We start from the raw sequence: 26,704 nt of genomic DNA on the forward strand, positions 1-26,704 counted from the left end.
CGGACCAGCCCGCCGCGATGGACGGCTGTTCGGACTTGTTGGTCGACATCTTCGGCGAGCGCGGGCGGCACGTGCGGACCTGTGTGGGCGTTTCGGCGTTGCCGCTCAACGGCGTGATCGTCGTCGAGGCGGTGTTCGAAATCGAGCCGGGCTGCAATTCGAATCGCGAAACATGTGACACAAACGTCGTAACTTGCGTTTTCGAGAGGTGTTTGAGCACTATCGATTGCCGGTGCGATGAGCGGGGCTGTCTCCGATGCGACGAACATCGCGCACGCCCGTATGGATAGCGACCGGGCTCGCCTGCTCACGCTTTTTATCGCGTGGAAGATTGACACGCTAGGCATCAAGGCGGTGATGACCGAATTCTCTGCGATCACGCTGGTGGCGCTAAATGTTGAAGGAAGCCGTTAAAAACCCTGGGATGTGCGTTGCCAAGGCCACGTAACGCGGCGCTCTCCAATCCACGGAAACTGTTGCTGTGCGAGTTCCTGGAATTTCTGGTTCAACAACGCGACGCGCAATTGCACGACACTGTGCGCTCCCACGCGACTCCAGCGCATGTGCTGGCCCTTGCACATTCGACGGCCGACGATCCGGTTAATCGACGATTCGACGAAGCCCGTGGAGATTCGCCTTCCCACGCCTCGCCATGTGCGATAGTCGATCAGCGACTCAACATTGCTCTTGAGATACGTGACCACATTGGAGAGGCCATAGCTTGCTTTCCTGACCTGTCTGCTCACCGCCGGGGTCTCGTTTCTCACGCAGATCAAGCAGGTGGGCGAGCTTAGTTGCGAACTTCTGCCACGCCACGGTATGTCCGACCCAAACGTAATGACGGAAGCGGACAAACAGGTCCCACAGTTCGAACGCTGATCCATTCTTCGTGAGTCGTCCATATGCCAGTGGCGCGATAGCCTGATCAACGCGACGCAACAGCCGCCCAATATGCGCCCAATCCAGGATCCACTCATTATCATATGGGAGGTCTTTGGCTACGTCAGCCAAGTCCCGAGCTCCATCCGTCAGGACGACAACTTCATTAGGATCCCGGCATCCACTGTCCTCGAGGAGTCGTATCATCTCTTGATTCAGTCGCCTGGTGCGCGGCATGGCTGAAGCACATACGCGTGGCTGCTTACCGGCTTGGCCCAAGGCTGTTGCAGGAAGTCGTTAAAAAGGCTGGGAGGCGAGAGCGCGGAGGGGTATCGTCGCTTTAACCATGGAATTAATTTCTCGTATTTTGGGTCTTTAAAGGTACTAGTTTGCAAGCAAAGCTCGGACTGCGATCGAGCACCATGATTGCACCTGCAGTCGATTCACGGAGTTCCTTTTTTACGGAACAATCGGCACCAAAGGCCGGGCGCCCGCATCGCCAAATCGGAGAGACGATATGAAGGACCGCGCAAATGAATCAGTCAGTGCCCGCTACCGTTCGGTCGTTCAAGACGCCAAACATTGGCCGCGTCACGCGCGCAAGCAAAATCGCGAGTGGCTGCAGCGCCCGCAGGCCGCGTTGGCTTCAGGGGCGGCTCGGACGTGAGCACGTTGAGGAGAACTTCGATGCGACACGCGGCCCGGTCTCTTAGCTCGGCGCTCTACGCGACGATTGTGGCGCTCGCTTTCAGTGGGGGTTTCGGTGCGGGTGGTGCTTCGACTTCGGCGCAGGCCGCTGGCACCGCCAGCCGGTTCGAATGGCCCGCGTCATTCAACGTGCTCGGCGATGGTTATCCGCACTCTGGCGATGCATGCCGACGGCTCGGCGAGTCGGCCGCGACTGCGAACTATCTCGACCACATGGCGATGCTGGTCGGCTGTCCGGGCGCGAGCGATAGCGCCGCCGTGCGCGCAATCGTCGGGCATCAGCGGCATGCGCGGGTCGTCGGCGAAGCGGATGGCGTGACGCTGATTTCGATTTCGACGGAACGCGGTCCGGTCGGTTCGCAGAACAGCCACGCGCCCGTAAAGGAATCGCCTATCAGCGCGACCGGCACCCTGGCCTGCGAGCGCGACAACGGACAGACCAAAACGATGTGCAAGTTCGGCGTCGTCCATCACAGCGATCGATCGAATACGGTCGTGGTCTACTGGCCCGATGGCACGACGCGGGCAATTTTCTTCGGTGCTAACGGCCGGATAATCGGCACAGCTGCGGCCGCGAGCGATCGTCCGATGCCCGGCAACACGCTGACCCGGAAGCACGCCGGCATCAATCTGATTTCAGTCGGCAATGAACGCTACGAAATCGAGGACACTGTTCTGTCCGGTGATTGAATGGCGTTGAAGTACATTGGCGCAAGCCATGCGCGGTTGAACATGTGATTCGCCGCGCGTCACTTTCATTTCCATCCATCCCTTCGCTTTAAACCCTTGTCATGGGGCGGCACGGCGCGCCGTGCCGCCATGCTCAGGCATGCCGCGTGCCAATGCCCGACTCGCGCACGAGAATATTAGTAATAATTCAAAAAAAGCTGCTGGTCTATGCGAATTGCTTACAGCGGCATGCGGCGTGATTCTTTCAATTCGATAAAGCGCGTATGCGGGATTACCCCATGCCGTCAGATCGATATTATTGATTAATATTATTACTTGCCAGATGTTGCGCGCCGGCCTGACCGGCTGCCATTTGCGAAGCGTCAACGATCATAACGATCCTTTACATCGATCTGTAGACCTAAGCATTTCAACCCGATCAGCGGTTCCATAGGAGGAGGTCATGATGTCCAGAAAAATCGGATTAGTGGCGGTCTGGCTGGCGATGGCCGTCGGACTTGCCGCGTGTAATGGCGACAATAGCGGCGCGTCGACCTCGCCGGTGGCGTATGCGGCCACCGCGAACCCTGCGCCGTCCAACAGCGCGGCGCAGTCGAATTCGAATGCATCGGCGGACGACAACGCGGCGACCACCACCGCGCTGCCCTGCGATGCCGCCGCCACGGCCAACACGCCCTGCTCCGCGGCGCACAGCGTGACACGTCTGCTGACGAAGAACTACCAGGGCCCGCTGTTCCAGATTCAACGCGCGTCCGATAACACGACGCTCGACGTCTATCCGTACACCAACCGCACGCTCAAGGGCGGCGATCGCTCACTGGTCGGCTCGGCGAATGTGCAGAGCACGCAGTCCTTCTGCAACAACACGACCTGCTCGGTTACCTCCATCTACGATCAGGTCGATCTGGTCGCGCCATTGAAGGGGGGCGCATTCGGTAACGTACCAGCGACGCTCACACGGAACCAGGACGGCACGGAATCGTTGACGGTGCCCAACGGCACCTCGGGCTCGCAGAAAACGACCACCGTGCCAGTCCTCAACGGCTTCGCGACGATCACGCTGCCCGGCACCGCGGGCACCTTGACAGTGCAACTGCAACAGCCACCGACCGCATTGACCGCGCAAGCGCCGACCGAGCAAGTGACGATTGGTAACGACTTGCCCGCGCTCCCCGGCACGCCGGCCAAGCTCGCGTTCGTCACGACGAACGGCGTGCAGATTCCGGCTCTCGGCACGTTGGCCGGCCAAGCCTATCGCAAGCGCTTCGGCACGGTGAATCAGTCGATCGGCGATAGCGAAATCGCCGAGTACATGGTGGCCGGCGCGCACTACGGCCAATCGTCGACCTGCTGCGGCACCTACGGCAACATGGAAAACAGTGCGAATCCCAGCACCTATTCGCACGGCGAAGTGGAAGGCGAAATGTTCGCGCTCGCGTTCTCGAACGGCAACGCGGCCGTGTTCGGCTATTGCGACGGCGACTCGATCCAGCCATCGAACGTGAAGGACCCGGTGTGCAATGCGCTCGATACCAACTGGCCGGGCGTCGATGCGGAAGCCGGAGTGTATCTGTACGGTCCGCAGCAGCCGGCGAAAGAGAAGTTCGTCACGGTCCTGTCGAAGTACTCGCCCGTCACCGCCTCGAATCTCTTCGCGGTTAAAGGCGGTTCCGCTTCACAAAGCGTGCTGACGTCGCTGTACGACCAGGCGCCGCCTGAAGCGCTGAACTTCGGCCACGACGCGGGTCATGCGTTCAACGGCCAATGGCAGGGCGGTCTGTCGCTCGGCGAAGGCGGCGACGGCAGCGCCGCGCCGATCCAGTTCTTCGAAGGCGCGATCCTCACCAAGGCGACGTCCGATACGACCGACAACGCAATCCAGTCGAGCATCGCGAGCTTCTACGGGCCGCCGTCCAACGCGGCCGTGTCGGCCTGCTATGCGAACAACCTGATCAATTCGCCGCTCAGTCTCGCGACGCCGGATGCGTGGTCGCAGTCGAACGGCGGCACCGCCGTGCCCGCCACCGACATCTCCAGCGTGAATCGCGGCGCCGCGACGATCACGAGCACGAATGGTTCGGCCGTGTCGAACATCCATGAAGTGATCCGCGTGCAGGGCGGCCAGTCGTACACGTTCACCGACTATGTGCTCGCCACCACCAACGCGACGGTGTTCCCCGGCGGCTCGATCCAGACCGACGATCCGAGCGGCACCGAGTTCGGCTGGGTGCTGAACACGAACACCGGCGCAATCGTCCGCGGTACTTGGGGCGCGGGTCAGCCGACCGCGCTGAGCGCGGTGAAAGCGGGCAACTGGTGGAAAGTGACGATGACGCTGACGGCTCCCGCGGGATCGAACAATGCGCAGGTGTTCATCGATCCGCCCACGTCGAGCAGCGCAGGCGTGCGTTCGCAGCAGGCCGCGTATCTGAGTGCGACGCATTACTGCCCGAGCCTCGCGATCATGAGCGGTGCGACGTCGTAAGCACGATGAGCGCGACGTAGCGACGGATGATTCGTTGACGCGTCGCGCGATTAAAAGCAGACCCGCTCACTATGCAAGCCCTCGCGTCCGACACGATCGCGAAAGCCTGTTGCAATAGACGCTTTTGATCGCGCGTGGCCGAAGCGCAGCGATAGGCGGCCGGCCACGCCATGTCACTTCAACCAATCACTTCCTGCTTCCCCGGAATGCCCGACCCGCGCAACGAACACCTGCGCGTCTCGGTGACGAAGATCAGCGCAATCTCGCCAACGACGCACGCGGCCATCATGTAACAAGCGGGCACCACCGCATTGCCCGTATGCGCGACGAGCCATTCGTTCGCCATCGGCGCGGTACCCCCGAAAATCGGTTGTGGTGCAATTCCGGCGCGTCGGCCTGTTACTCTTGAGCTTTTACCGCCACATCAAAGCGCGGGTGAAAGTGATGCTCTGGTTCAAGCGGTTCCGCAGCGCCGCCGTTACCCTCACCGGCATCGAACTGATGCATCGCATTCGCAAAGGCCAGTTCGGTCTCACCCGCATTGCACCTCAAAGATACCACTTCGCCCTCGATTTGGATGGCGGTTCTTTCAGGTCGTTAAGGTATCCGAAACATGGACGATTTATTGCCCGCCTACCGAGTTTGCACCACAGCCCTATATTCTGCATATCCTCACCGTCGGCGGGGGCTGTTCATTCCATTCGCACCAGCGGCGAATCGTCTCGTAGCTGACCATCATGCTGCGCTCGAACAGCAACTCTTCAATGTCGCGCAGGCTGAGCTGGAACCGGAAGTACCAACGCACCGCATGGCTGATAACCGTCGCCGGAAACCGGTGGCCGTGAAAAAGCGATTTCCTTTTCGTCATCACTTCATGCTACGCGAACATCTCGCCAACCTGACAGTGCCGTCTGTAGTGTTGCTTCAACAACAATTACCAACACTCGGCTGGCAAGGACTACAACAGGGTTCACAACAGCACGGGGCGCAGCCGCAATCCTGGCAACAGTCGCATTCACAGCAGCTTTGCTCGCAGCAACCGCAGCCGCCATACTCTGCAGGGCGATATCCGAGCGCCATGCCGGAGACTCCTTCGAGTGCCCGAGCGCTGCTAAAGAGCGCCGCGTTGACGACGTCGATCCCGAGCTTCAATGTCGTACCCAGCGCACCGAACAACGTTTGCGTCGCGCCGCTCGCTTCTTGAGCCGCTGCCGGCCAGCCGGAGGGCGCCGGTATCGCGGCCACGGAAGGGGGGAGTGCCCATGCGGGAATGCCGGGCATGCCGCGTGGCAACCCCACCGGCACCATCATCATCTGGCCACCCGTCAATCCCGACGCGTCCAGCCGTTCCTTGTAACGCTGAAATTCGGACTGCGCACTCGTTTGCCCAGCGGATGGGGAAGATGCCGGCGTCTCGGCGTCTGGCTTGCCGGCCTGCTCGTCCTTCGGTTTCGTGGCCATTTTCGATCTCCTCGATGAACGCGGATACCCGCCTCCGTCAGCAACTGAACACTTCGCACCACCGCACGCGCGCCACCATGTTCGATACCAGAACCGTGACGGTTGCGCCCGGCTTGGTCGTGATGATGCTTTCCTTCACCCGGTAGTGCGCGCCGGCCTGTTCCTGGCGTTCCCACCCAAGCACCGTCCCCTCGGAGTCGCGCACCAGCACGGCAACCGCCGACGTAGCGGTGGGCGTGACCGGTGCATATTCGACCGAAAGATGAACGCAACATCCGCCACCGATGAACGCGGTGTTGCTGTTGGCCGCTGCGTTGCCCTGGCCCGCCGCGGTGGACGTGCCGAGCAAGGTCGCAAGACCGGTGCGCGTGATGTCGCCGGTCGTCCTGGACTCGGCCACCAACTCCCGCGGTTCGGTGCGGCATTCCCTGCAACCGCATCGGCATTGCGCACTGGGTTGCCCGCAATGGCGACAGTAACCTGTCCGCATCGGCTCGCGCGGATAGGAGAAAGCCGGCGCCGGCACGCGCCACGCGCCGGTGTAGTGCTGAGCGTACTGGCTTGGATTCACCTCGACCTCCTTTGAATGGTCAAGAAATCTCGCCCGCTGCCTAGCAGCAGATCGATTCACACCATCGGACGCGCGCGTCAACGTTGTTGACCGCCAGCGTCAATTTTGTTCCGGCCTTCACGCGCAGCAGGTCTTCCTGAACGTGGTACCCGACCGCGGGTGTCGAGTCGGTCCACGTCGAAGAAGAGCCATCCGATGCCGTAGTCAACGACACCGAGGGGCTCGCTGCGCCAGTCTCAACCAGGTACTCGACGGACAGCAGCACCTCTTCGCGTCCGCCCACGAACGCCGATTGAGGCGTAGTCGATTGCTGGACTTCGAGGTGACGTGGCACCCGCAGCACCGGGTCACAACCCGGCGCGACCGATGGGACGTACCATACCGGGATAAAGAAGGCGCACACGGGGGCTCGCGCGGGTTCGCAACCCGCCGGGCCACCCCAGCTTCCATGTTTCATCTTGCCTCTCCTCAGCAAGCGTGCCCCACGCTTGCGGACAACGTTACGGTTGGTCGGGCGACGGCGCCGCAGGGGCTGCCGCGGCAGGCGGTGTCGAGGGCGCCGCGGGAGCGCTCAGGTCGCGCACGATCTTCAGCGCATCGTCGACGATCTCGAACCCCGAGTTCAGAAAGCCCGTCGCCATCGATGCGACCTTCGAAGCGATCTGCTGATCGATCAACGCACTCGACGTGTCATGAACCAGCTTGGTGACAGAAGCCAATGCAGTCGACATCGTTTATCTCCTTGACGTGTGTGCCGGTTCCCCGTGTCGGCCCGCTGTGTGACCAGACGCGACCTGGCGGTCGGCCAGCCGCATCACGCGGGTTGCTACCTCGATGCCCCAATCGAGCGTCGTGACGGGACTTCGTGCCATATTGACGCCCGCACGGGCAATGCTGCCAACGGCACCGCGCGCGAGTCGCATGGAGCCGAGTACCACGTCGTGCTTGCCGTCAACCGCGGCGTTTGCATCGTATTGCATCAGCGCCAGCCAGGCGGCCAGCTGCTTGGGGAACGCCTGGTACAGCACCAGAGGGGACAAGCAACTGCTTTGCGAAATGACGCCGCTGAAGATGCCACTCGCGAAGTCCTGAAATTGCGGGTCGGCGGCCGTCAACGTGCCGATGTTCTTCAAAAGGAAAAGGGCGAAATCCCTGAGGTTCGGGTTCTTGGCGATCGACAGAAATATTTCGGCGGTCTGCCAGTCGAGTCCGTATTGCTCGTTCCACCGTGTCTCATAGCGCTTGAGCGCCGCGCATGAAAAATCTCCGGCGTCCAACGCATGGCGGCACGTTTGCGCAGCACAAAACGCACTTTCCATGGCCTTGTGGATGCCTCCGCCATTGAGCGGGTCAGCCTGGTTTGCCGCATCGCCGATCAGCATCACGCGGTCCGCAATGATGGCTTTTGGCCGATAGAACGCGGCCGATCCGCCGGAGACCGGACCGCAACGTGTTGCGTTTGCGAGCATGCCGGCCACCTCGGTGGCGAGAAAACGCCGGAAGTGCGCACCGAGGTTCTCGAGCATCGGGAAATTCTTGTCGAACGCATAGCCGAGGCCGACGTTTGCGAATCCGCTGTCGTCGACAAATAGCCAGCCATAGCCGGGAAAATAGTCGCGCGCGAAGTACACCTTGATCTGCGCACCGTCCCATTCGACGTTCCGGAAGTAGGCGCGCAGCGAAGCAGCAATCACGCCATCCTTCAAGGTGTTGCCGATTGCGCGGGAGATCGCCGAGCTGACACCGTCGGCGCCGATCACGACGCGGGCGCGATATTCGGTCGGTTTGCCGCGCGTCTCACCCATCACGCAAATGCAATCGGGCTCGTACACGATATCGTGCACGCGCGTATCGGGCTGAAAGTGAGCGCCATGATCACACGCGTTGTTGAGCAGAATATGATCGAAGCGTTTGCGATCGAGCAGAACCGCGAAATCCGGATATTGCGTGTGCGACGGGAAGCGACCCGTCAGCACGAGCTCGCCGTTGATGAACAGATCGCAGGATTTCAGGCATGCGTCGGTGGCCGCGAGAACCTCGTCGACACAGCCGAGCCGGTCGAGCCAGTAGATGGCCTGCGGCGTCAGCCCGTCGCCGCATACCTTGTCGCGTGGAAACGTGGATTTGTCGATCAGCAGAGTGGCGATACCGTCGCGCGCAAGAAAGCTCGCGGCACTGCTGCCGCCAGGACCTGCTCCCACCACGATCGCGTCGTAGATCATCGCCTTTGCGCTCACGTTGCACCGACAACCAGGATCACGGGAATGCGCAGCTCGCTGCCCGATTCGACGACAACCGCACCATGGTAGACGTCCGGCGGCAGATCGGATGGCAGCGTGCCCTGGAGCACGAATTTTTCGAAGTCCACCGGCGCAATGGTTTTCTGGTTCGGTTTGACCGCCAGCGTACCGGCTTCGAATCGCGCCCCTTGCATATGGCCGGTGAATCCTTCCACCCGGAGGGACACCTTCTTGGGTTCGGTCGTCGAATCGTTGTTCACCGAGAACGACACGCGAACTTCGCTGCCCGGTATCAGCGCCAGCCGATTGGTTACTGCGTAGCCGCCATCGTCGGGTACGGCGGATTGCGCCGGCGCAGTCACCGGAGCGGACGGCCATGCGCCGCCCTCCATGCTCGGGCCAGGCTCCGCGGGCGCCGCGCCGGGCATCGATCCGGCATGCGTTGCGGCGTTGCTCACGCGCTCGCGAATTTCCTGCTGGGCCACCGCGCCGACTCGGCTGATGAGCGTCACGCCCAGACTCACGCCTGCCTCCGCAAGATCGAGGCCTTTGCTCAGGATCGCGCTGAACTGATCGAGGTGCCCACGCAGATCGGGAGCGGAACTGGTCGCCGCCTTGGGCTGGTGCGCCGCGTGCGCATTGGGCTCATCCAGATGCGGCGGTGTCGGCGACCCATTGTCGGGGGAACTGGCGGGCCGCGCCTCGTGCGCGGGACTGGTCGCATCACCGGTCCCGGAGGCTGCCGCTGCATCACTGGTGGCCGACATCGCATGACTCCTTGCAGGGCGCTACACACCCGCAGCCATAAACAGGCGGTATGCAGACGTAACTGACGTGCTGCCGGACGTTGCAGCAGCGACCTTCGCGTGGACGGCATGAGTCGCATGGTTGCGGCCAGGGCGAATGGGGCACGTCCCAGATTGCCCGATGCGCGATGTGCCGTGCCGAGAGCGCGCCCGCGTACGCGCGATACGCTGCAGCCGAGGCAAGACCGGCGAGGGCATTGGCAAGGCCGATCAGATTCTCGCTGAGGATGCGGACACCCGGGCCGGCATCGGGAAGGCTATTGCGTGACATGGCGTTCAATCTCCACTGGCAACCGAACTGTCAGCGCGGGCGTTGCGTTGCGCCGCTGGAGCAGCCGCGCTGCCGCGGCCCAAGGCGTAATGAAAGCGTGGCGCGCCGGCACTCAGTCGCGCGGGGTGTCGCGCTTGAGCGGCTTGTGCCGGCCAGGGTGCGTCGGCGCAATGCTCGGCGTCACAGGCAACCGTGCGAGGGGCGACGCGAGTGATGGTCTGCGTGCACCGCTGCGTGGTGCGCGTGGGGATCGCCGGATTGCCGGCCGCCGCGACATCGGGAAAGCTGCGTTCCGTCGAGTGCGATTGTTCGCTTCGCGCGCAGTTGCGCGGCACGAGCTTCATTTCGCCGTCGATTTCGAATCGCATGATTTCGAAGCCTAGCAGCCGCGTTCGAATGCGGTAACGCGCCGGCAGATCGAATCGCTGCTGGAGCGCCAACGCCAGCGGCGGCACCCGCCGCACGGACACATCCAGTTGGGGCAACTGACTGAGCGTCAGATTCACGGTCGGCAGGTGCGTGACGTTCAACTGGTCAACGCGCAGCGGATCGACGTGACGGATGTGATCGATCCGCAGCGACTCCACCAGCAGTGGCGCGATCTGGTTCAGTTCCTTGATATGGACCGCGGCCGGCGCGATCTTCTGCACGTCGGCGATCGTCAGCGGCTGGATCGTCAGCGGCTGGATCGGGATCGGATCGACGTTGTGTACCGACTTGATATCGACGTCCATCTGTTGTCTCCAGAGCGATATGCCGACGAGCGACGCCGGCTAGGCGGCCGGCCATGTGTAGTTGAGGAGCAGCACGCGCGCGTCGTCGCGAATCGCCGCTTGTGCCTGATTGCGCACGCTGACCGTCACGACCTGCGTCCCGCCGTTGCCGGGTGCCTGATAAAGAAACCATGGATCGGTCGCGCCGCCTTGCACCACACCGTCAACCAGCCATTCGAAGGCCGGTGCGGGATCATGTGACGCGGTGGCGGTGAAGAGCCGCATCTTGTTGCTGTCGTCGATATAGTTGTTGTTGAAGCCTTGCCGATAGTAGAGATTGACCCGCCGTGGCCATATTTCGACCGAGGGCCTCGGTGCCGCCGCGGGTCCGGTGCCGACTAGCGTGACCCACGCGTAGGCCTTGCGTAGCCGGTCCTCGCGCGCAGTCGCGACGACGACCTCGGTGAAACAGTCCGGTAGCGCGCCCTTGGGCGGAGCGCGATATAGACCCGTCGCATCGATCGATCCGGCACCGGGGTTGCCCAGCACGTCGTGCACTTCCCACAACGCGCCTTGACTCGAGTTGAACACCGTTGCGGCGAAGCGGGTTTGTGCGTTGATCGGATTCGCCGTCCATTCATCCTCGAAGTTGAGCGTGACCGCCGGCGGCCAGACTTCGATTTCCACCTGGTGGCGATATTCGACACATCGGTAGATCTCTCTCACGCAAGCGCCGCACGCGCTCCGGTTCGCCGTGCCGTGCACGGGCATTGGGCGCCGTTGCGGTCTGATTATCACGATTCGCGCTCCACCACGCAAAATGTCATTCGTTGTCGGAGCCGTCGACGGCCTCGGCGAGCGCTTTGACGGGGACTTTGCCGGTCACGCCGATCTCGGCCTTGCATGCGCCGGTGCCATGCAAAGTGCTGCTGATCCCTTCCTTGCCGACGACCCCGCCGATGCTTATATCGCGGGCATCCAGCTTCACGTCGATCGGATTCAGCTGGAAGCGGGCGGGTCCGACCGACGCGACCACCACGCGCCGACGCCTATGTCGCAGAAACGGAATGGTCAACGAGATGGGCAACTCCTTCAGCGACACTTCGACCGGCCCGGTCGAAAGCGAGAACGACGCACCGCCACAGCATTCGAACGCGAGCGGTGCCGCGTCAATGCGAAGGTTCAGATCCGGGTGCGCGTGAAGGGTGACGCGGGTGCCGAATTTCATGTTTTTCCCCCTTCCGCGACCGGCGCGTGGTTACCTTCCGTGTCGAGATCGGGGTACACACGCTCGGCCAGATCGCTGAACATGTCGTCGACCGTCTTGTTCAGATGCTCGAAGCCGTCCAGCGCCTGGGATATCTCAGTGCAGTTCTGACCTTCGATCTGGAAGTGCACCATCGGTCCCAACCGGATGGACATGGTGATTCTGGGCATCGCATCCTCGCTCATCGCTCATCGCTCATCGCTCATCGCTCATCGCTCATCGCTCATCGACTGGCCGACGCTGATCTGGCTCCGCATCCGTTGCCGAGTCAATCGTGCGCTGGCCGCGAAGCGCCGTTTCCGGCACGGTGGGCGTTTGCACCGTCCAGACTAGCCTCATACGCGTTCGCACCATTCGCACCGTTAGCACCACCATTCGCACCGTTAGCACCGCTCGTACCGTTGGTGCCGCTTGTGGCAGGCGCACCGTTTCCGTTTGCGGCGTGCACACCCGCGCCGTTAGCCTCTCCCACCCCAGCTTCCATTTCGCGCAGAAGCGTGGACAAGCCGTCGAGTGAAGCAAGAACCGTCCCCAGCGCGATTTTTTCCCGCTCACCGAGATCGCGGCACACCCGTTCGATCTGCGCGCCCAGCACCCGTCCTTCCAGCGTGCCGCGGTATTCGCGCCCGCGTTCGCGCAACACACCGCCAAACTGCGTAATGATCGACAGCACCCCGTAAAGCAGGTCGCTCGGCAAATTTCGATCGTCTGGAGCGTCTTCATTGAACACTGGTTTGCACCGTGGGCAAGCGAGTTGCTGTTCGTCGCGGCCGATTCGCCAGACACCATAGAGCGCAGACGTCGATTGCTTCGGTATCGACCGGCAACCCATGCGATGCAATCGTCCTGCTGACGCGTCGAATTGAAACGGCGCCTGCGAGGCCTCGGCGCGGTTGTCGATTCTCAGCAACGGTTGCTGTCCGTGAAGCCTTCCGACGCTGTGCAACTCCTGGATGTGCAACGCGATCAGATCTGCCGCCCGCGATCCATCGACACCAACGCCATCACTCATAGACGGCCCAGCCAGACGCGGTTTTCAGTTTCTGCTGCCGATGCTTGTCGAGCCGTGTCAGGTAGTAGCGCGTGAGGAATGCGATCAGGAGATCCCGCCCATTGCCGGGCGGCAGGCCACGATATACACGCTGCACATAAGACACAAAAATCCTGCGCAAAGTACGCTCGGGGTATTTGACCTGATTCATGAACGTCACGCGGTCATGCGCCAGATCCGAAAAACAGTCGCCGTGGTCGTCGATGAACATGATCAACGCACCGGCGGTGTAGATCAGTGCAATATAGTTCAGATCGAGTTCAGGCAGCAGAAATGCCGATAACACCAGAATCGCGTGACCGCTGCGATTGCTGGCGCATTGCCTCAATGCGTTCAATTCCGAGCGCCCGGGTCGCGCCTCGCTGTACGTGCGCGCGAGGCGTAATTCGACGTCATGCTTCTGCGCTTCGTAAAGCCGCAAAATGGCCTGGCGTGTCGTCGCATTCATGATATCGCGCCCGCTAAAAAGCCTCGAGACGATCACATAGAAAAGTCTCTCGCGATCGTTGCGCAAATCGAACCAGCCTTCAGCGAGCAATACGCCCAGGCGGTCAAGATAGTCGCGCGTCGTCGCATCATCGAAGTCGTCAATGAAACTGTCCGCCAGAAAGCAGCACGCGCCGAACAGGCTGCCGACATGCTGGCGCCGTGCATCATATTCGAACCCTGCAACTTCCGTGCAAGCATGACCGACCACATTCATCTTGGTGGTCAGTTCAAGCATCTTGAGGTACTCGTCACGCGATCCAGTCAGCATCGACGGATGATAGCCGCGTACCAAGGGCTCCAGATGCTCCGTCACCACGTGCCGATACGACCGGATCAACTGGTCGAGCCGCTCGCGCGCCGACCGGGTCGGATCCCAGTCTGCTCCCATCTGCAGAGATGCACCGGACTGGCTCATCGGTACCGCCTCCTTTCAGGAAAGCGATTGCCGCGTGATTAAACACTGCTCTTCAATATAGGTTACGAATTGAAACATTGAAAATGTGATTTGCTGGGAGTGGCCCGAAGATCGCCGAAACATTTCCGTCCGGTCGTCTTCATGCGTTCGTCACGGTGCAGGCGCTTGTTCTCCGCACGCAGGCGCGAAAGTTCCATCTGTTCCGGCGTGACTTCCTTCGCCCCCAGGCCATTCTGGTCGCCGGCCTCAGCAGCTTTCAGCCAGTCGCGTAGCGTCTGCGCCGACATGCCTAATTCGCGGGCCACCGCGCTCACGTCTTGCCCGTCCTCGACTCGTTGCACGGCCGCTGCCTTGAACTCTGCCGTGTACACCTGGTTCGGTACTTTGAACATTCCCTCTGTCCTTCCTTTGGGTCGACTTTATACACGACCTGCCGGAAGGCGAAATTTCAGGGGAAGCTCAGTGTATTGTTCTGACGAACAGTTGCTCACGACGCGTGTCAGGCAATGCCGAACATATTCACCGTGAAACACGAGCAAGTGCCGTTGAAAGACGCCTCGCGATTTCGTAGAAGCTACGTCTTTTCAGGCACTTACGATTCTTCACTTCGGCCTGATTTCGAACCTGGCACAACCTGTGCCTTCTTTTCTGCAAACGGCGCGGCATCCCCGCCGCCCGCAATCGTTGATCGCCTGATCGTCGTTTTCGTCTCTTTCGGACCCGGCGAATTTAATGGATCGTTCTGCTCAAGTGGGACCGTGCGGCCATCGAAGCTAGATAAAAATTTGTGATTGCGCCGGCACAGTTGGGCAAGCAGGCGACAGTCGGCCGCGATATGGCTGGCACGCGTGGGAGGTGCAATACCGCACGACAGCGCGCGAACAGGCAAGCAGTTGCGAGAGGCAATCCGCGAGAAATCACGGTGCATGAAGCGGCGCATACGGAGGTGAGACGTGACAAGGTATCTCGTACAGGATTAGTTAGGAATAGAAAATACTGGCGCTAATAATCTTCCTTCGTTGTTCGTCTTTTATTCGAGCAAGGACTTTGCCGAGTCTTAACTGGCCCCACTTCATGTGGCAGTGTGACACGGTCAAGATCTCATGGCCTGACGGGGTCGTGCCATAGCCAGTTTTTGACAAGAGTTCGTTGACGTCACATTGTGAAGATTGTTTGATGCCGTCCGTGACTACGTAGGTATTTGGTTCTAGCGCTCCCCGTTGCGGGACCAATCGATGATATATGGAGATGGCAACTTGGTCCCAGCTCAATCCACCATAGAGTTCAAACTGCTCTCATGTCATAGCGGTCCGATTCGTCGCACATCCGATCTGATTGAGCGACTGGACCGAATAACGGAGAAAGTCAAAGAAGTCGTCCATGTCAGACGGTGCGTGATTCTTCACGAGCGCAAGGGAAGGACAATTTCTCAAGGGGTCGTCTATCGCAACGGTTCCGCTGATGGCCAACCTGAGGGGCTCCTGGGGCAAACGTTTTGCGGGCCGGCGATCGGCATCGAGCAGTACCTTGGATGCTTTGCGATCTCGGAACCACTCGACCATGCCTTCCAGTGGCGTGACCCCGGGGGCGTATTGCCTGCTCAGGTGTGTCTGCCGGTGCGTGACGTGGCGTCCCACATGCAGGGCGGACAAGGCGTGGCCGCATGCGTTCGCTCGGGTGTGCACGGCATGGGCCATGTGGTCACCATCTTCCAGCTCGAATGTTCAACCGTCAGTACGCATCTCGCGCTGCTGGTGAATTTCATGGCGCTGCATTTGCATTCAATCCTCACGTATGAGGCGTTTGAAGCAGTTCAACCTGAGGTTGAATGCAGTCCACCGGAGGCGTGGCCGAGCCAGCAGTCCGATGTCGCTCAAGTCAGATTGACCGGCAAGGAGCGCGATGTGATCAAGTGGGTGATCGAAGGCAAGACGGCGTGGGAGATTGGGAAAATATTGTGTGTCTCCGAGCGGACCGTGAAATTCCACCTTACAAACGTTTATGGAAAATTGAACGTTTCCAACAGAGCGCAGGCGGTGGCCAAAGTTAGTCGACTGGGTCTGATTTGAAGGGGAACCACGATGTCGTTCAAGGACAAGACCATTGCATTTGTCGCGAAGCACGGTTACACGTACCGCAGTTACGTGCTCTCCATATTGTTTCTGCCACCGGCCGCCGTCTATATCGCATGCAAGAAGCCGGGGGTGCCGTTGCCGGGCCGCATCGTGCTCGGCGTGATGGGGGTTGTCGCGCCGCCGTTCATCGGTGGGGCGACGCTGATGATGCTCAAGTCGCTGGTGGATCTTGTCCGCAGATCGCTTTGGGCATGACTACGCAATGAGCGCCGCGATGACCGACGGCCCCTCGATGCATCCGGATCCGTTGGTACAGCGAAGTGACTACGGCGCAGCCGACTCGCAACATTCGCGGATTTGTTCCCGTAAAAGGTTTGCCCCATCGAACAGGTTTTCTCTCGCGATCAAGTTGATATTCTGCGCATAGTGATTTCCTTCGCCAACGTCTCCGGCGTTCCCATTTTGAGCAGCGAACCTCCATTCATCAAAACCATGAACGCCGTCAAACTCGAAGCCATTGAAAAGAGTTACCCCATGGGTGCGGTCAAAGTCACCGCGTTGCAGGACGTCAACCTTGAAATTCGAGGCGGCCGGCTCACGGTGATTTCAGGAGCGTCCGGCAGCGGCAAGTCGACGCTCTTGAATCTGATCGGCTGTGTCGACCGTCCCGACCGCGGACGCATCTTCGTCGCAGGCGAAGAGGTTAGCCAGTTGTCCGACGACGCGTTGTCGGACTTTCGCGCACGGCGCCTCGGCTTCGTCTTCCAGAATTTCAATCTTCTGCCTGTATTGACGGCCCACGAGAATGTCGAGTACCCGCTGCTGCTCGCAGGCATCCGTTTGACAGACGCGCAGCGGGCAGAGCGAGTCAGGGAGTTACTTGACGCGGTGGGTCTCGCGGACAAGGCGGGGCATCGCCCAGGCCAGCTCTCGGGCGGTCAGCGTCAACGCGTCGCGATCGCGCGCGCGCTAATCGCGTCGCCACAACTGGTGCTGGCCGACGAGCCCACCGCCAATCTCGACAGCAAGACGGGCGAGGCGATCATCGGCTTGATGCGCCGGCTGCAACGCGAGCGACGGGCTTCGTTCGTGATTTCCTCGCACGATCCCCAAGTGCTTGCCGAAGGGGACGACGTGATCAAAATCGCCGACGGACGCGTTGTCAGCGTGTCGCGCGCAAGCGCAGCGGAGGTTGTGGCATGAAAACACTGGCACTTGCAATACGCAATCTGCTTCGCAATCGGCGACGTTCGATCACGACGCTTCTGGCGATGATCGTCGGCGCACATGCGGTCCTACTGTTTGGTGGCTACACGCGCAACATCACCTATGGCTTGCAAACCGACTACGTGAAGTACGGCGGACACCTGCAGATCGAACGGGCGGGCTATTATCAGTTCGGAAGCGGCAACCCGGCCGAATATGGGATCGCCAACTATCGAGAGATTATCGACGCGCTGAAGTCCGACCCCGTGCTCGCGCCGATGGTGCTCGTGGTGACGCCGACGCTGCAACTTCAGGGGATCGCCGGCAACTTCAAGCAAGGGGTGTCGCGTACCGCACTGGCGCTGGGTGTGCTCGTCAACGATCAGAATCGGATGCGCGGATGGAACGACTACCATTTTCCCGTGACGGTACCGCCGCTAGCGTTGACGAGAACTGAAACGGACGCGGCGATCGTCGGCATGGGCCTCGCGCGGGTGCTGCAACTGTGTGGCCAGTTGCACGTGCGCGATTGCGCGCCGCAGACGAACCCGACGGCCAACGCGGGCCCTGGTCTGCCAGCGGATGTAGCTCAACTTGCACGCACGACGCAAGCCGCGTCGACTAGTGCCTCGCAACAGTCGACTATCGAGCTGCTGGCCGCCACCGCGCGCGGCGCTCCGAACGTTGCGGAACTGCACGTCGTCAAGGCGGAGCAGCAGGGCATCAAGGAATACGACGACATGTACGTCGGCCTTCATCTGGCTCAGGCGCAGCGCCTCGTCTATGGCGGCGATCAGCCGAAGGCGACAGCGATTGTCGTACAACTGGCGCATACTGGAGATATGCCCGCCGCCAAGGCGCGGATCGAGCATCTGCTGGCGACGAAGTTCAAGCGTGAGGAGACCGAGGTGGTCGACTACACGACGCTGAATCCGTTCTACGGACAGGCACTTGCGATGTTCGCCACGCTGTTCGGTTTCATCGCACTACTGATCGCTGCGATCGTACTGTTTACGGTCGGCAATACGATGAGCATGGCGGTCTTCGAGCGTACCGTCGAAATCGGCACTTTGCGGGCGATGGGGCTGCGCCGCGAAGGTGTGCGCCGTCTATTCATGTGTGAAGGTCTGCTGCTGGGCGTGCTGGGCGCGTCGCTGGGCGTGCTCAGTGCAGCGGCACTCGCCGCCGTCATCAACCATAGCGGGCTCTCGTGGACACCACCGGGCCGCTCGCCGGTGCCATTGATCATCCGGGTGTGGGGCGAGAACGATCTGATTGCGGGGACGGCAATCGGCCTGCTGCTGGTTTCGATGCTCTCCGCGTGGTTCCCTGCACGACGTGCGTCGCACATGAACATCGTCGATGCGCTTCGCTATGCGTGAGGCATAGCTCGATGCAAAGGCTGATGCCAATCCGGTTCAATCCACCTATCTTTCTTGTGCAGGGGTGACGATCATGCAAAAGTTGCTCAAGCAGTTTCTGATTGCTTTCATCCTGTCGTGCGGCTTTTGCACCGCGTTCGGCGAACAGGCGCCGGCCAATCTGAATCTGGCGTTGACGCAGCAGACAAGCACAGGCAAGTACGTCGTCGCACTCGAGCCGCCCAAACCGGGCGTGTACATCGGCCAGATCCAGACGTGGCGAATCACGCTGCGCGACGCGTCGGGACAATTGGTGCGAGGGGCAATGATCGACGTCAGCGGTGGCATGCCGCAGCACGGACACGGGCTGCCGACGCAGCCGCAGGTCGTGCAGGAGCAGGGCGATGCCGGGCACTACCTGCTGGAAGGCATGAAGTTCAGCATGACGGGCTGGTGGACGATCAAGCTCGAGGTCAAATCGCCGATCGGTACGGATGTGGTGACATTCAATGTCGTGCTGCCGCCATCGTCGTCATGATCCGGCGCGAAGATCGTGATAGGTCGAACCATCTGGCATCACGCAATTTCGAAGAGGTCGACATGCGAAGGATCGTAATGTTCTGGCTGCTATTGCTGATGGCTTGCGCGCCGTTTGGCGTCGTGAATTTCGCCCATACGGCGTCGGCCAGCACGGCGGCCGCCCGGGCTGACCGCCTGCCGCCTTATCAGCCACGTTTTAACCGCACCCGACCGGTCGTGGTGGTGGTGGCCGAGAACTACTACACGGAACTGACGGACTATGTGATCCCGTACGGCATACTGACCGCCTCCGACGCGGCCGACGTGATTCCGCTCGCGACAGAAGCAGGTCCGATCCGCATGTTCCCTGCACCGATGAATGTCATACCGCAGGAAACGACTGCGCAATTTGACCAGCGCGTCCCCGAAGGCGCGGACTACGTGATCGTGCCGGCGGTGCATCGCGATGACGATCCGACGTTGGTGTCGTGGGTTGCGGGGCAAGCGAAGAAGGGCGCGACGATCGTCGGCGTGTGCGACGGCGTGTGGGTCGTGGCGAGGGCGGGTCTGCTCGATGGCCGGCGCGCGACGGGGCACTGGTACTCGATGAGCGATCTGCGCAAGAAATTTCCACGTACGCACTGGGTCGAAGGCAAGCGCTATGTCGCCGACGGGAGAGTGGTCACCACCACCGGCGTGACTGCCACTATTCCGGCTTCGTTTGCGCTGGTGGAAGCCATCGCCGGGCACGAACGCGCGACCAAACTGGCGGAGTCGCTGGGCAGACAGTCGTGGTCGTCGGAAATTCCGAGCGAGGAGTTTCATCTCGGGTTGGCGTCGATGATGACGATCGCCGGTAACTACGTGTCGTTCTGGTCGCATGAGGATTTCGGTATCCCAATCGCGCCCGACGTGGATGAAATCTCGCTCGTACTGAAAGCCGACGTCTATTCCACGACCTTCCGCTCCACCGTCTATACGGTGGCAGCCAGCCGGGATCCAATCCGGTCGAAACGCGGGCTCATGATCGTGCCGGACCGGGTGGCCGGCGTCGATGCGCCGAGCCGCATGCTGCCCCCGCCTGATTCGACGCAGCCGCTGCGGGCGCTAGACGAGTCGCTCAAGGCGGTCGCGAACGACTTCGGCAAGCGCACGGCCGCATGGGTCGCATTGCAGATGCAGTACCCCGGCTACTAGCCCCCGCGAGTCGCGGCCGCGCGCCAACAGCGCGGTTCCATCCAACGTGTCGTCGCCGGCCTGCCATGGGCAGGCTGGTTTCCTACACCCTTTGAAAATCGTGATCGAAAGAGAGCCTCCCATGTCCAAACTTCTGATCGCCCGTTGGGCCACCGCCCTGACGATGGCTGCAGCGCTCTGGTCCGCCGCGCAGGCCGCGTCCGTTCCTACCGATGCGCAGAGTATCCTGACCGCGAGCGACGCGATTCGCAATCCCGCCGAACCGTTCTCACTGACGGTGACGCTGACACAATACACCGATGGCAAGCAGACGGATTCCAACGCATTGCAAGCGTACTCGCGCATCGATCCGAGCAGCGGCCAGTTCCGCAGTCTGATCCGCTTCGAGGCGCCCGCGCGTGACGTGAACAAGCTGATGCTGAAAACCGGCAATGACCTGTGGTTTTTCGATCCGGCAAGCAAGGCCAGCATCCGCATTTCTCCACAGCAGCGGCTGCTCGGACAGGCCTCCAACGGTGACGTGGTGACCGTCAACTTTGCGCAGGGCTACAAGGCGCGCATCGAAAATGAAGAAGACGTGCAGGACGGCGATCGGCAGACGCGCCGCGCGTACAAGCTGGCCCTTGCCGAGAGTGTGCCGGACATGACATACAACTCCGTCGAGATGTGGATCGATACGACGACTCAGCGGCCGATCAAGGCACGCTTTTTCAGCGATAGCGGCAAGCTGCTGAAAACCGCTTTTTATCGACGCTATCAGGAGCAGCTCGGTGCGCTAAGACCGACCGAGATCGTTATCATCGACGGGCTCAATCCCAATCTCGTCACGGTCATGCGATACGCGGATTTCACTTCGCGGCAGATTCCTGACAGCTGGTTCCAGCATGATTTCCTGCCGAGCTTTCAGCCCGAATGATGCGGACGTGGGCGGTCTTTCTTGCGATGTTCTTGCTGGCCGGCACTTGCCATGCGGACGAGGCGGAGGAAGCCGGGCTCAGATTGGCCGATACCACGCCGGCCCAGCAAGTGGACAAGCCTGATTATCAGTTTAGTGTTGAACCGGCTTTTCGTGTTGCGACCATGCGACCCGACGACGCCATGCAGACCGCCGAGCGTCTCTCGATCGATCTGGCGGTGCAGAAAGCGTTCGCGAAGGACTGGAAGTTCAACTTCGCGGACCATCTCGATCTGAACGGCCCGCAGCGTTTCAGCGGAGACCCTGGCGCGATCAACACGCTCAAGGAGCTGTATGTAAACGGACGTATCGGCGACGATGGTCAGACCCTTGTCGATATCGGGCGTGTCAACATGCGGCTGGGCGTGGCAACCGGCTATAACCCCACCGACTATTTCCGTGACAACGCCGTGCGCTCCGTCACATCAGTCGACCCGGCGAGCCTGCGTGAGAACCGCCTGGGCACAGTGATGCTGCGGGGCCAGCGGGTCTGGACAGGCGGTTCGGTGACCGCACTGGTTGCTCCGAAGCTTGCGAGCGAGCCAAACGATGCTGCCTTCGCCGTGGACCTCGGCGCGACCAATCAGAACACGCGCTGGTTGATGGCCGTAAGCCAGCACGTGATCGCCGATCTCTCCCCGCAATTTCTGCTGTATAGCGACGGCAAACCCGGCAGCTCTCCGCAGTTCGGCGTGAACCTGACACATCTGCTGAACAAGGCCTGCGTCGGATATGTCGAGTGGACCGGAGGCCGAAGCCCGTCGACGCTTGCGCGCGCGTTGCAGCAACCGGAAAGCGACGTCGCCTTTCGGTGGCAAATGTCGACGGGTTTGACCTGCACGACGACGCACAACCTGTCGGTGACGTTCGAATACGAGCACGACGGCGCGGCGCTCGACAAGGCTGGCTGGGAGGCGCTGCAGAAAGGTCCGCCGCAACAGTACCTTGCTTACCGCAACCTCGCCAACGCCCAACAGGACCCGACGACGCGAGATAACCTGTTCCTGATGCTGCGCTGGCAAGATGCGTTCGTGCCGCGGCTGGATTTGAGCGGTTTCATCCGCATGAGTCTTGCCGATCACAGTCGTCTCACATGGCTCGAAGCACGTTATCACTTCACTCGCACCGACGTTGCCCTGCAATGGCAACTGAATAGCGGCAGCAATCTCAGCGAATTCGGTGCGCTGCCTCAGCACACTCTATGGCAAGTGCTCGTGAAGCATTACTTCTGAGGCGGTACGTCATGCTCGACATCTGGTATTCGCTGTCGCCGCTGGCCCTTACTCCGACTCTGAGTGACGAGGAACGGCAGCGGCGCGACCAGTTCGTCGACGCGGCGGCGAGCAAGCGCTATGAGAATGCGCACGCGTTAAAACGCCTGGTGCTCGCGCAGTATGGAACCGGATGCGCGCCGCTGGATCTCAACTTCACACGCGGCAGGTACGGTAAGCCGGAAGTCGCCGAACCGTTTCCGTATCGCTTCAACATGAGTCACAGCGCAGCCTGTGTGGCGATCGCCGTCGCCGCCGAAGAGGTCGGTGTCGATATCGAATGGCACCGGCCCGTCGTCGCGTCGTCGTCGCTCGCCCGCTGTGTGTTCAATCGCGAAGAGCGCGGCTGGCTCCTGCGACAATCGTGTTTCGACGACGCCTTCTTCCGTCTCTGGACCTTGAAGGAGGCGCTGCTGAAAGCGGCGGGCACGGGCTTCAGCCGCCCGCCTCAGGAAGCGTGCTGGCATGGCCTGGATGGGCCGCAGGCGAGCGCGTGGTACGCGGGCCGGCAATGGGTAGGGCTGTGCAGGCGGATCGGACCCGCGACCCTGGCGGTCGCGGTGAGCGTCGATTGCCCAATCGGGCATGCGCGGTTATTGAGTATCGACGGGGCGTCCGATGCGGCTGCTCATGCTGCTGGCGCTAGCGCATTGTGCTGGACCGAGACGTCATGGATGGCAAGTCAAACCCATTTTGAAAGGAGTGGAGCGCTATGAGGCAATTCGTATCGTTTGGCGAAGGACTGCCGCAATGGTCATCGCCGATCAGTCACGCCGTCGTGGTCGATAACATGTGCTACCTGAGCGGCCAACTGGCGCTCGATAGCGAGGGCCACTACGTGTCCGGCTCGCCTGCGCAAGAAGCGCGGCTTGCCTTTGACAATCTTTTCCGCGCGCTGAAGGCTGCAGGATTCGAACCCTCGGATCTCGTGTTCGTCGATATCGCGTTCACCGATCTCGCGGCGGTGCCGGAAGTCAATGAAGTCTTCGCCGAACTGTTCGAGGCAGGTCGACGCCCTGCGCGCACCATCTATCAGGTCGCAGCGTTGCCGTTCGGCGGACAGATCAAGGTGATGGGCGTCGCGATCAGGGAGAGCCGGCCCGGCCATGTGCAGTAGGTGCCGCTGGCCGGTCATTGCGCCTGGCCGTTCTCGATGACGGGACCGGAGAGCGCCCGTAGCAGGCTCAGGAGTTCCTGCTGCTCGGTCTCCGAGAGATTCAGCGTTTTCAGTTCGCTTTCTCCGATGATCGCGTGCGGCGGTTTGGCATAGTGGCGCATCACGTCCTCGAGCGTCGCCATCTGGCCCGCATGCATATAGGGCGCCCGAAGCGCGACGTTGCGCAGGCTCGGCGTCTTGAAGGCGCCCAGCATGTGAGGATCGTCTTTGGCGATGAAACGCAATTCTTCGCATTGTTCGGGTTTTGCGTCGCTGAATGGTCCAAGGCAGTTGAATTCGTCCGCGAGCACCTTTTGAATCGCTGCCGCGCGACCCTGATCCGGGTGATTCGGGTCGGCGGGCGGAACTCCGATGTTGTGAAACTGGTGGTCGGTAAGCAGCGGACCGTTGTGGCACGTCGCGCATCGCCCCTTGTCAAGGAACAGATGCAGCCCTGCTTTCTCGGCAGGGCTCAACGCCATGAGCAGTTTCGGATCACCTGACTTGACACCGTCGATGTATTGGTCGAAGCGCGAGGATCGGACTCGCAGTGTCGTTTCGTAAGCCGCGAGAGCTTTGCCCATGTTCGCGAAAACCAGTGATACATGGGCACGCGTGCGACCAGGGAGCGCCTGCCAGGCGGCCTTCTCGGCCCCGGTGCCGAGCGGACTCGCGTTCTGCGGCAGCCCGCGCAGATCCGGCATCGGACCGAACAGGGCTTCGTAGCTGCTGCGGTAATGTTCCTGCAGCACATGGGCGTCGTGCAGGCGGTTGCCGCCGTGCTCCTTCTGATCCTCCAGCGGACCGACCGCCTGCGCCCACAAACTGTCCTTGCGACCGTCCCAGAAGAACCACGGTCCTTCCGTCACGTCGACCACCGGCATGGTCCGGCGCATACCTTCGCTCAAGCCCATTGCGCGCGGCAGGCCATCCTGGAACTGCTGGCCCGGATGATGGCAGCTGGCGCACGAAATGGCACCGTTTCTGCTGAAGCGCGCGTCGTTGAAGAGCAGTCTCCCGAGCTGCGCCGCCGCGGGCGTCGCCGCCACGCGATTCGAGGGATCCGTCTTCGCCTTTGCGTCAGGCGTCAGGCGCATCGCCTCGAGTTGCGCCTTTTCATCGGGTGTCCACTGATCCTGGCCGGTAAGACTGCCGCCGCCTTGAATGTCTTGCGGGTGAGCGAGGCACGCGAGCCATGCCGCCGCGACGGCGACCGTCAGTTGCGCGGCCAGATGAGTCAGACGTCCGATGGGGTTGGGGCGCGGCGGCCCGCCGCGGTTACGCCGGAAGGCTCGCAAGCTGTTTCTCCGGGAGCAGACGCGTTGCGTTGCGCGACATCAGCCATGTGCGCTGGTGCGACGAGACCGCCGACAATGGGCCATCCGGGGCGACGAACATGTCCATAACCTTCCTGTGTCCGCCCGAATTGCGAAACAAGGGCCAGTCCGTACCGAACAGGATCTTGTGATTGATGTTCATCCTGAACAGGTCGGCGAGTGCCGCGCGCCAGCCTTGCGGATGCTGGGAGGCAAGGAACGCGCTGATGTCGAGATACACGTTGGGCCGGTACGCGCACATGCTGACGCAAGAGTCGACGTAATGGACCGCGCCGTGCGCGAGAATGAAGTTGACCTCGGGGAAATCCATCGCGGCCCGGTCGAGCATGTCCGGATGTGACCAGTTGAACTCGAGTGCCGGACTCGTTGGGCCGATGTGCAACAGCACCGGCAGCCGGCGCGCCTGACAGAACTCATAGAAGGGGTAAAGCATCCGGTCACTCGGGCTGTATCCGCAAGGAGGATAGAGTTTGAGACCGGCGAAGCCGAATTCGTCGACGCCCTTCTCGAAGAGCGCAAGCCCGTCCGCACCCCAGCGCGGATCGACTCCGCCGAATACGAAGAAGCGCCCGGCATGACGCTCAAGGATGCCGTGATGCTCGGCAAACATTTCATCGATCGTCAGCTCGCTTTTCATCACGTAGGTGAAATCGGGCAGCAACAGCACGGCTTGGGCGATGCCTGCCGAGTTCATCTCCGTGACGAGCGTGTCGCCCTGATGGTCCTGGCTCAACTTCACATACATGTCGAGCAATTCGGTCAGCGATTTCTTCACGCCCGTCGTCGCAAGCCGCACCTTGACGTTGCGGCATAGTCCTTCGAAAAACGCGAGCGGAATGAATCGCGTCGATGCGATATGGCAGTGGGCGTCGATGACGTGCCCGTCGTAAGTGTTGCCGCTCATGCCGGTTGTACGCCCGACATGGAATGTTCGCCGACGCGCGCCTGAAGCATGCCGAGCGCGCGTTCCTTGAGTTCGGATACCTTCTGCATCATGAAATGGCCCGCATGCGTTTTGCCTTGCGTGCGAGCATAGTCGGGCAGCGTGCCGTACGTCTGGAACCCGAAGTGGTCCCATACGCGATGGGCCGGTGTATCGGCGCGCACATCGAGCGTCACCAGTTCGACGCCGTCGGCCTCGCATTGCAACGAGATCTCGACGAACGCCGCAGGCAGCACGCCGCCTCCGCGAAACGCTTCATGAATCATGCCCTTCGCAAGATCGGAGATATGTCGATTGTTCGGATTGAGATTGCGGCGCAGCGTGCAAAGGCCGATCAGTGCGTCGTTATCCACGAAGATCGTCAGCAACCGGCACTTCTGCGCGGCCAGGTTGGCCCGCAACTCGCTGAGATAGTTTTCAGCCTCCGCGTCGCTGATCTCTTCGGCAAAACCAATGATGGGCGCTGACTGGCTCGTATGGCGCATCAGTTCGACGATCTGCTGCGCCAGCGTCACATCGACCTCCGACGGCCACCGGTAAATCACACGCGTAACTTGAGCTTTCTCGAAGGCGATCGGGTAATGGGCGCCATCTGCCGCTAAGGTTCTGAGGGAGTCGTTCATGGCTGTAGTCATTTT

General features: G+C 61.1%; 31 protein-coding genes and 4 pseudogenes. 15 read left to right on the forward strand and 20 right to left on the reverse strand.

Features of this window, described 5'->3' with window-relative positions:
• Positions 1-17 precede the first annotated feature (17 nt).
• Both FVF58_RS54900 and FVF58_RS51700 read left to right on the forward strand, forming a co-directional pair.
• Entirely contained in the window at positions 18-290 is a 273-nt protein-coding gene (locus FVF58_RS54900; protein ID WP_425468995.1) for a RidA family protein, read from the forward strand.
• Positions 238-414 carry a hypothetical protein gene (locus FVF58_RS51700; protein WP_188131013.1) on the forward strand — a complete coding sequence of 59 codons (177 nt, stop codon included), beginning with the start codon at positions 238-240 and terminating at the stop codon, positions 412-414. The genes FVF58_RS54900 and FVF58_RS51700 overlap by 53 nt, the downstream gene beginning before the upstream one ends.
• On the opposite strand, the pseudogene FVF58_RS34640 reads toward FVF58_RS51700, so the two are convergent.
• A pseudogene (locus tag FVF58_RS34640) lies at positions 411-1,161 on the reverse strand (ISKra4-like element ISBusp5 family transposase); the annotation flags it as partial. The gene FVF58_RS51700 and the pseudogene FVF58_RS34640 sit on opposite strands and share 4 nt — an antisense overlap.
• Before the next feature lie 405 nt (positions 1,162-1,566).
• On the opposite strand from FVF58_RS34640, the gene FVF58_RS34645 reads away from it, so the two are divergent.
• Both FVF58_RS34645 and FVF58_RS34650 read left to right on the forward strand, forming a co-directional pair.
• Positions 1,567-2,277 (forward strand): hypothetical protein, encoded by a 711-nt coding sequence (locus tag FVF58_RS34645; protein WP_149674233.1) that lies wholly within the window; start codon positions 1,567-1,569, stop codon positions 2,275-2,277.
• Positions 2,278-2,719: 442 nt separating this feature from the next.
• Entirely contained in the window at positions 2,720-4,762 is a 2,043-nt protein-coding gene (locus FVF58_RS34650; protein WP_149674234.1) for an arabinofuranosidase catalytic domain-containing protein, read from the forward strand.
• Positions 4,763-4,940: 178 nt separating this feature from the next.
• Here the strand turns inward: FVF58_RS34650 and FVF58_RS34655 are convergent, their stop codons facing one another.
• Entirely contained in the window at positions 4,941-5,108 is a 168-nt protein-coding gene (locus FVF58_RS34655) for a hypothetical protein (RefSeq protein WP_425468993.1), read from the reverse strand.
• Positions 5,109-5,179: 71 nt separating this feature from the next.
• Here FVF58_RS34655 and FVF58_RS53245 point away from each other — a divergent pair.
• A pseudogene (locus tag FVF58_RS53245) lies at positions 5,180-5,363 on the forward strand (IS6 family transposase); the annotation flags it as partial.
• A gap of 105 nt (positions 5,364-5,468) precedes the next feature.
• On the opposite strand, the pseudogene FVF58_RS34660 reads toward FVF58_RS53245, so the two are convergent.
• The 15 genes and pseudogenes from FVF58_RS34660 to FVF58_RS34725 all read right to left on the reverse strand — a co-directional run.
• Positions 5,469-5,630 (reverse strand): annotated as a pseudogene (locus FVF58_RS34660) (IS6 family transposase); the annotation flags it as partial.
• A 56-nt stretch (positions 5,631-5,686) separates the two neighbouring features.
• Entirely contained in the window at positions 5,687-6,223 is a 537-nt protein-coding gene (locus tag FVF58_RS34665; protein WP_149674235.1) for a hypothetical protein, read from the reverse strand.
• A 37-nt stretch (positions 6,224-6,260) separates the two neighbouring features.
• The gene (locus FVF58_RS34670) at positions 6,261-6,794 is read right to left on the reverse strand and encodes a hypothetical protein (RefSeq protein WP_149674236.1); all 534 of its coding nucleotides are present in this window, start codon (positions 6,792-6,794) and stop codon (positions 6,261-6,263) included.
• A gap of 40 nt (positions 6,795-6,834) precedes the next feature.
• A complete protein-coding gene (locus tag FVF58_RS34675) occupies positions 6,835-7,251 on the reverse strand; it encodes a hypothetical protein (protein ID WP_149674237.1) in 417 nt (138 codons plus the stop codon).
• A 43-nt stretch (positions 7,252-7,294) separates the two neighbouring features.
• Entirely contained in the window at positions 7,295-7,525 is a 231-nt protein-coding gene (locus FVF58_RS34680) for a hypothetical protein (RefSeq protein ID WP_149674238.1), read from the reverse strand.
• A 3-nt stretch (positions 7,526-7,528) separates the two neighbouring features.
• Complete coding sequence (locus FVF58_RS34685; protein ID WP_188131005.1) at positions 7,529-9,031, reverse strand: NAD(P)/FAD-dependent oxidoreductase; 1,503 nt, start codon at positions 9,029-9,031, stop codon at positions 7,529-7,531.
• Positions 9,028-9,801 (reverse strand): hypothetical protein, encoded by a 774-nt coding sequence (locus FVF58_RS51705; protein WP_188131006.1) that lies wholly within the window; start codon positions 9,799-9,801, stop codon positions 9,028-9,030. The genes FVF58_RS34685 and FVF58_RS51705 overlap by 4 nt, the downstream gene beginning before the upstream one ends.
• 315 nt (positions 9,802-10,116) lie before the next feature.
• On the reverse strand, positions 10,117-10,845 hold the full coding sequence (locus FVF58_RS34690) for a hypothetical protein (protein ID WP_149674240.1): 729 nt from the start codon (positions 10,843-10,845) through the stop codon (positions 10,117-10,119).
• A 39-nt stretch (positions 10,846-10,884) separates the two neighbouring features.
• A complete protein-coding gene (locus FVF58_RS34695) occupies positions 10,885-11,550 on the reverse strand; it encodes a hypothetical protein (protein ID WP_149674241.1) in 666 nt (221 codons plus the stop codon).
• 97 nt (positions 11,551-11,647) lie between these two features.
• Entirely contained in the window at positions 11,648-12,052 is a 405-nt protein-coding gene (locus tag FVF58_RS34700) for a hypothetical protein (RefSeq protein ID WP_149674242.1), read from the reverse strand.
• On the reverse strand, positions 12,049-12,276 hold the full coding sequence (locus tag FVF58_RS34705; RefSeq protein WP_149674243.1) for a hypothetical protein: 228 nt from the start codon (positions 12,274-12,276) through the stop codon (positions 12,049-12,051). The genes FVF58_RS34700 and FVF58_RS34705 overlap by 4 nt, the downstream gene beginning before the upstream one ends.
• Before the next feature lie 83 nt (positions 12,277-12,359).
• Positions 12,360-12,788: a hypothetical protein gene (locus tag FVF58_RS34710; RefSeq protein WP_149674244.1), complete on the reverse strand. Its 429-nt coding sequence runs from the start codon at positions 12,786-12,788 to the stop codon at positions 12,360-12,362.
• A gap of 307 nt (positions 12,789-13,095) precedes the next feature.
• Positions 13,096-14,046, reverse strand: a complete 951-nt coding sequence (locus tag FVF58_RS34715; RefSeq protein ID WP_149674245.1) for a hypothetical protein — start codon at positions 14,044-14,046, stop codon at positions 13,096-13,098.
• Between the two features lie 149 nt (positions 14,047-14,195).
• Positions 14,196-14,438, reverse strand: a pseudogene (locus tag FVF58_RS34720) (transposase); the annotation flags it as partial.
• Positions 14,439-14,638: 200 nt separating this feature from the next.
• A complete protein-coding gene (locus tag FVF58_RS34725) occupies positions 14,639-14,974 on the reverse strand; it encodes a hypothetical protein (protein ID WP_149674246.1) in 336 nt (111 codons plus the stop codon).
• A 328-nt stretch (positions 14,975-15,302) separates the two neighbouring features.
• Here FVF58_RS34725 and FVF58_RS52315 point away from each other — a divergent pair, with 328 nt between their 5' ends.
• The 10 genes from FVF58_RS52315 to FVF58_RS34775 all read left to right on the forward strand — a co-directional run bounded on the left by FVF58_RS52315 (position 15,303) and on the right by FVF58_RS34775 (position 23,747).
• Entirely contained in the window at positions 15,303-16,115 is an 813-nt protein-coding gene (locus FVF58_RS52315; protein WP_223191187.1) for a helix-turn-helix transcriptional regulator, read from the forward strand.
• Between the two features lie 12 nt (positions 16,116-16,127).
• Positions 16,128-16,376 carry a hypothetical protein gene (locus FVF58_RS34735; RefSeq protein WP_246217294.1) on the forward strand — a complete coding sequence of 83 codons (249 nt, stop codon included), beginning with the start codon at positions 16,128-16,130 and terminating at the stop codon, positions 16,374-16,376.
• Between the two features lie 237 nt (positions 16,377-16,613).
• Complete coding sequence (locus tag FVF58_RS34740; RefSeq protein ID WP_149674247.1) at positions 16,614-17,324, forward strand: ABC transporter ATP-binding protein; 711 nt, start codon at positions 16,614-16,616, stop codon at positions 17,322-17,324.
• Positions 17,321-18,709 carry an ABC transporter permease gene (locus FVF58_RS34745; RefSeq protein ID WP_149674248.1) on the forward strand — a complete coding sequence of 463 codons (1,389 nt, stop codon included), beginning with the start codon at positions 17,321-17,323 and terminating at the stop codon, positions 18,707-18,709. Before FVF58_RS34740 ends, FVF58_RS34745 begins: the two co-directional genes overlap by 4 nt.
• Before the next feature lie 73 nt (positions 18,710-18,782).
• The gene (locus FVF58_RS34750; protein WP_149674249.1) at positions 18,783-19,226 is read left to right on the forward strand and encodes a FixH family protein; all 444 of its coding nucleotides are present in this window, start codon (positions 18,783-18,785) and stop codon (positions 19,224-19,226) included.
• A 98-nt stretch (positions 19,227-19,324) separates the two neighbouring features.
• Positions 19,325-20,404 carry a DJ-1/PfpI family protein gene (locus FVF58_RS34755; RefSeq protein ID WP_425468996.1) on the forward strand — a complete coding sequence of 360 codons (1,080 nt, stop codon included), beginning with the start codon at positions 19,325-19,327 and terminating at the stop codon, positions 20,402-20,404.
• A gap of 121 nt (positions 20,405-20,525) precedes the next feature.
• On the forward strand, positions 20,526-21,320 hold the full coding sequence (locus tag FVF58_RS34760) for an outer membrane lipoprotein-sorting protein (RefSeq protein WP_188131011.1): 795 nt from the start codon (positions 20,526-20,528) through the stop codon (positions 21,318-21,320).
• Complete coding sequence (locus FVF58_RS34765) at positions 21,317-22,591, forward strand: hypothetical protein (RefSeq protein WP_149674251.1); 1,275 nt, start codon at positions 21,317-21,319, stop codon at positions 22,589-22,591. Before FVF58_RS34760 ends, FVF58_RS34765 begins: the two co-directional genes overlap by 4 nt.
• A gap of 11 nt (positions 22,592-22,602) precedes the next feature.
• Positions 22,603-23,346 (forward strand): 4'-phosphopantetheinyl transferase family protein, encoded by a 744-nt coding sequence (locus FVF58_RS34770; RefSeq protein WP_188131007.1) that lies wholly within the window; start codon positions 22,603-22,605, stop codon positions 23,344-23,346.
• Entirely contained in the window at positions 23,343-23,747 is a 405-nt protein-coding gene (locus FVF58_RS34775) for a RidA family protein (protein ID WP_149674253.1), read from the forward strand. The genes FVF58_RS34770 and FVF58_RS34775 overlap by 4 nt, the downstream gene beginning before the upstream one ends.
• A gap of 14 nt (positions 23,748-23,761) precedes the next feature.
• Here FVF58_RS34775 and FVF58_RS34780 read toward each other — a convergent pair whose 3' ends face one another.
• The 3 genes from FVF58_RS34780 to FVF58_RS34790 are packed head-to-tail and all read right to left on the reverse strand — an operon-like array spanning position 23,762 to position 26,689.
• Positions 23,762-25,084 (reverse strand): cytochrome-c peroxidase, encoded by a 1,323-nt coding sequence (locus FVF58_RS34780; RefSeq protein ID WP_246217295.1) that lies wholly within the window; start codon positions 25,082-25,084, stop codon positions 23,762-23,764.
• Positions 25,065-26,027, reverse strand: a complete 963-nt coding sequence (locus tag FVF58_RS34785; protein WP_149674254.1) for an amidohydrolase family protein — start codon at positions 26,025-26,027, stop codon at positions 25,065-25,067. Before FVF58_RS34785 ends, FVF58_RS34780 begins: the two co-directional genes overlap by 20 nt.
• On the reverse strand, positions 26,024-26,689 hold the full coding sequence (locus FVF58_RS34790; protein ID WP_149674255.1) for a GNAT family N-acetyltransferase: 666 nt from the start codon (positions 26,687-26,689) through the stop codon (positions 26,024-26,026). Before FVF58_RS34790 ends, FVF58_RS34785 begins: the two co-directional genes overlap by 4 nt.
• Between the last annotated feature and the right edge of the window lie 15 nt (positions 26,690-26,704).

The organism is Paraburkholderia panacisoli, from assembly GCF_008369935.1.
In the GTDB taxonomy this organism is placed as follows: Bacteria; Pseudomonadota; Gammaproteobacteria; order Burkholderiales; family Burkholderiaceae; genus Paraburkholderia; species Paraburkholderia panacisoli.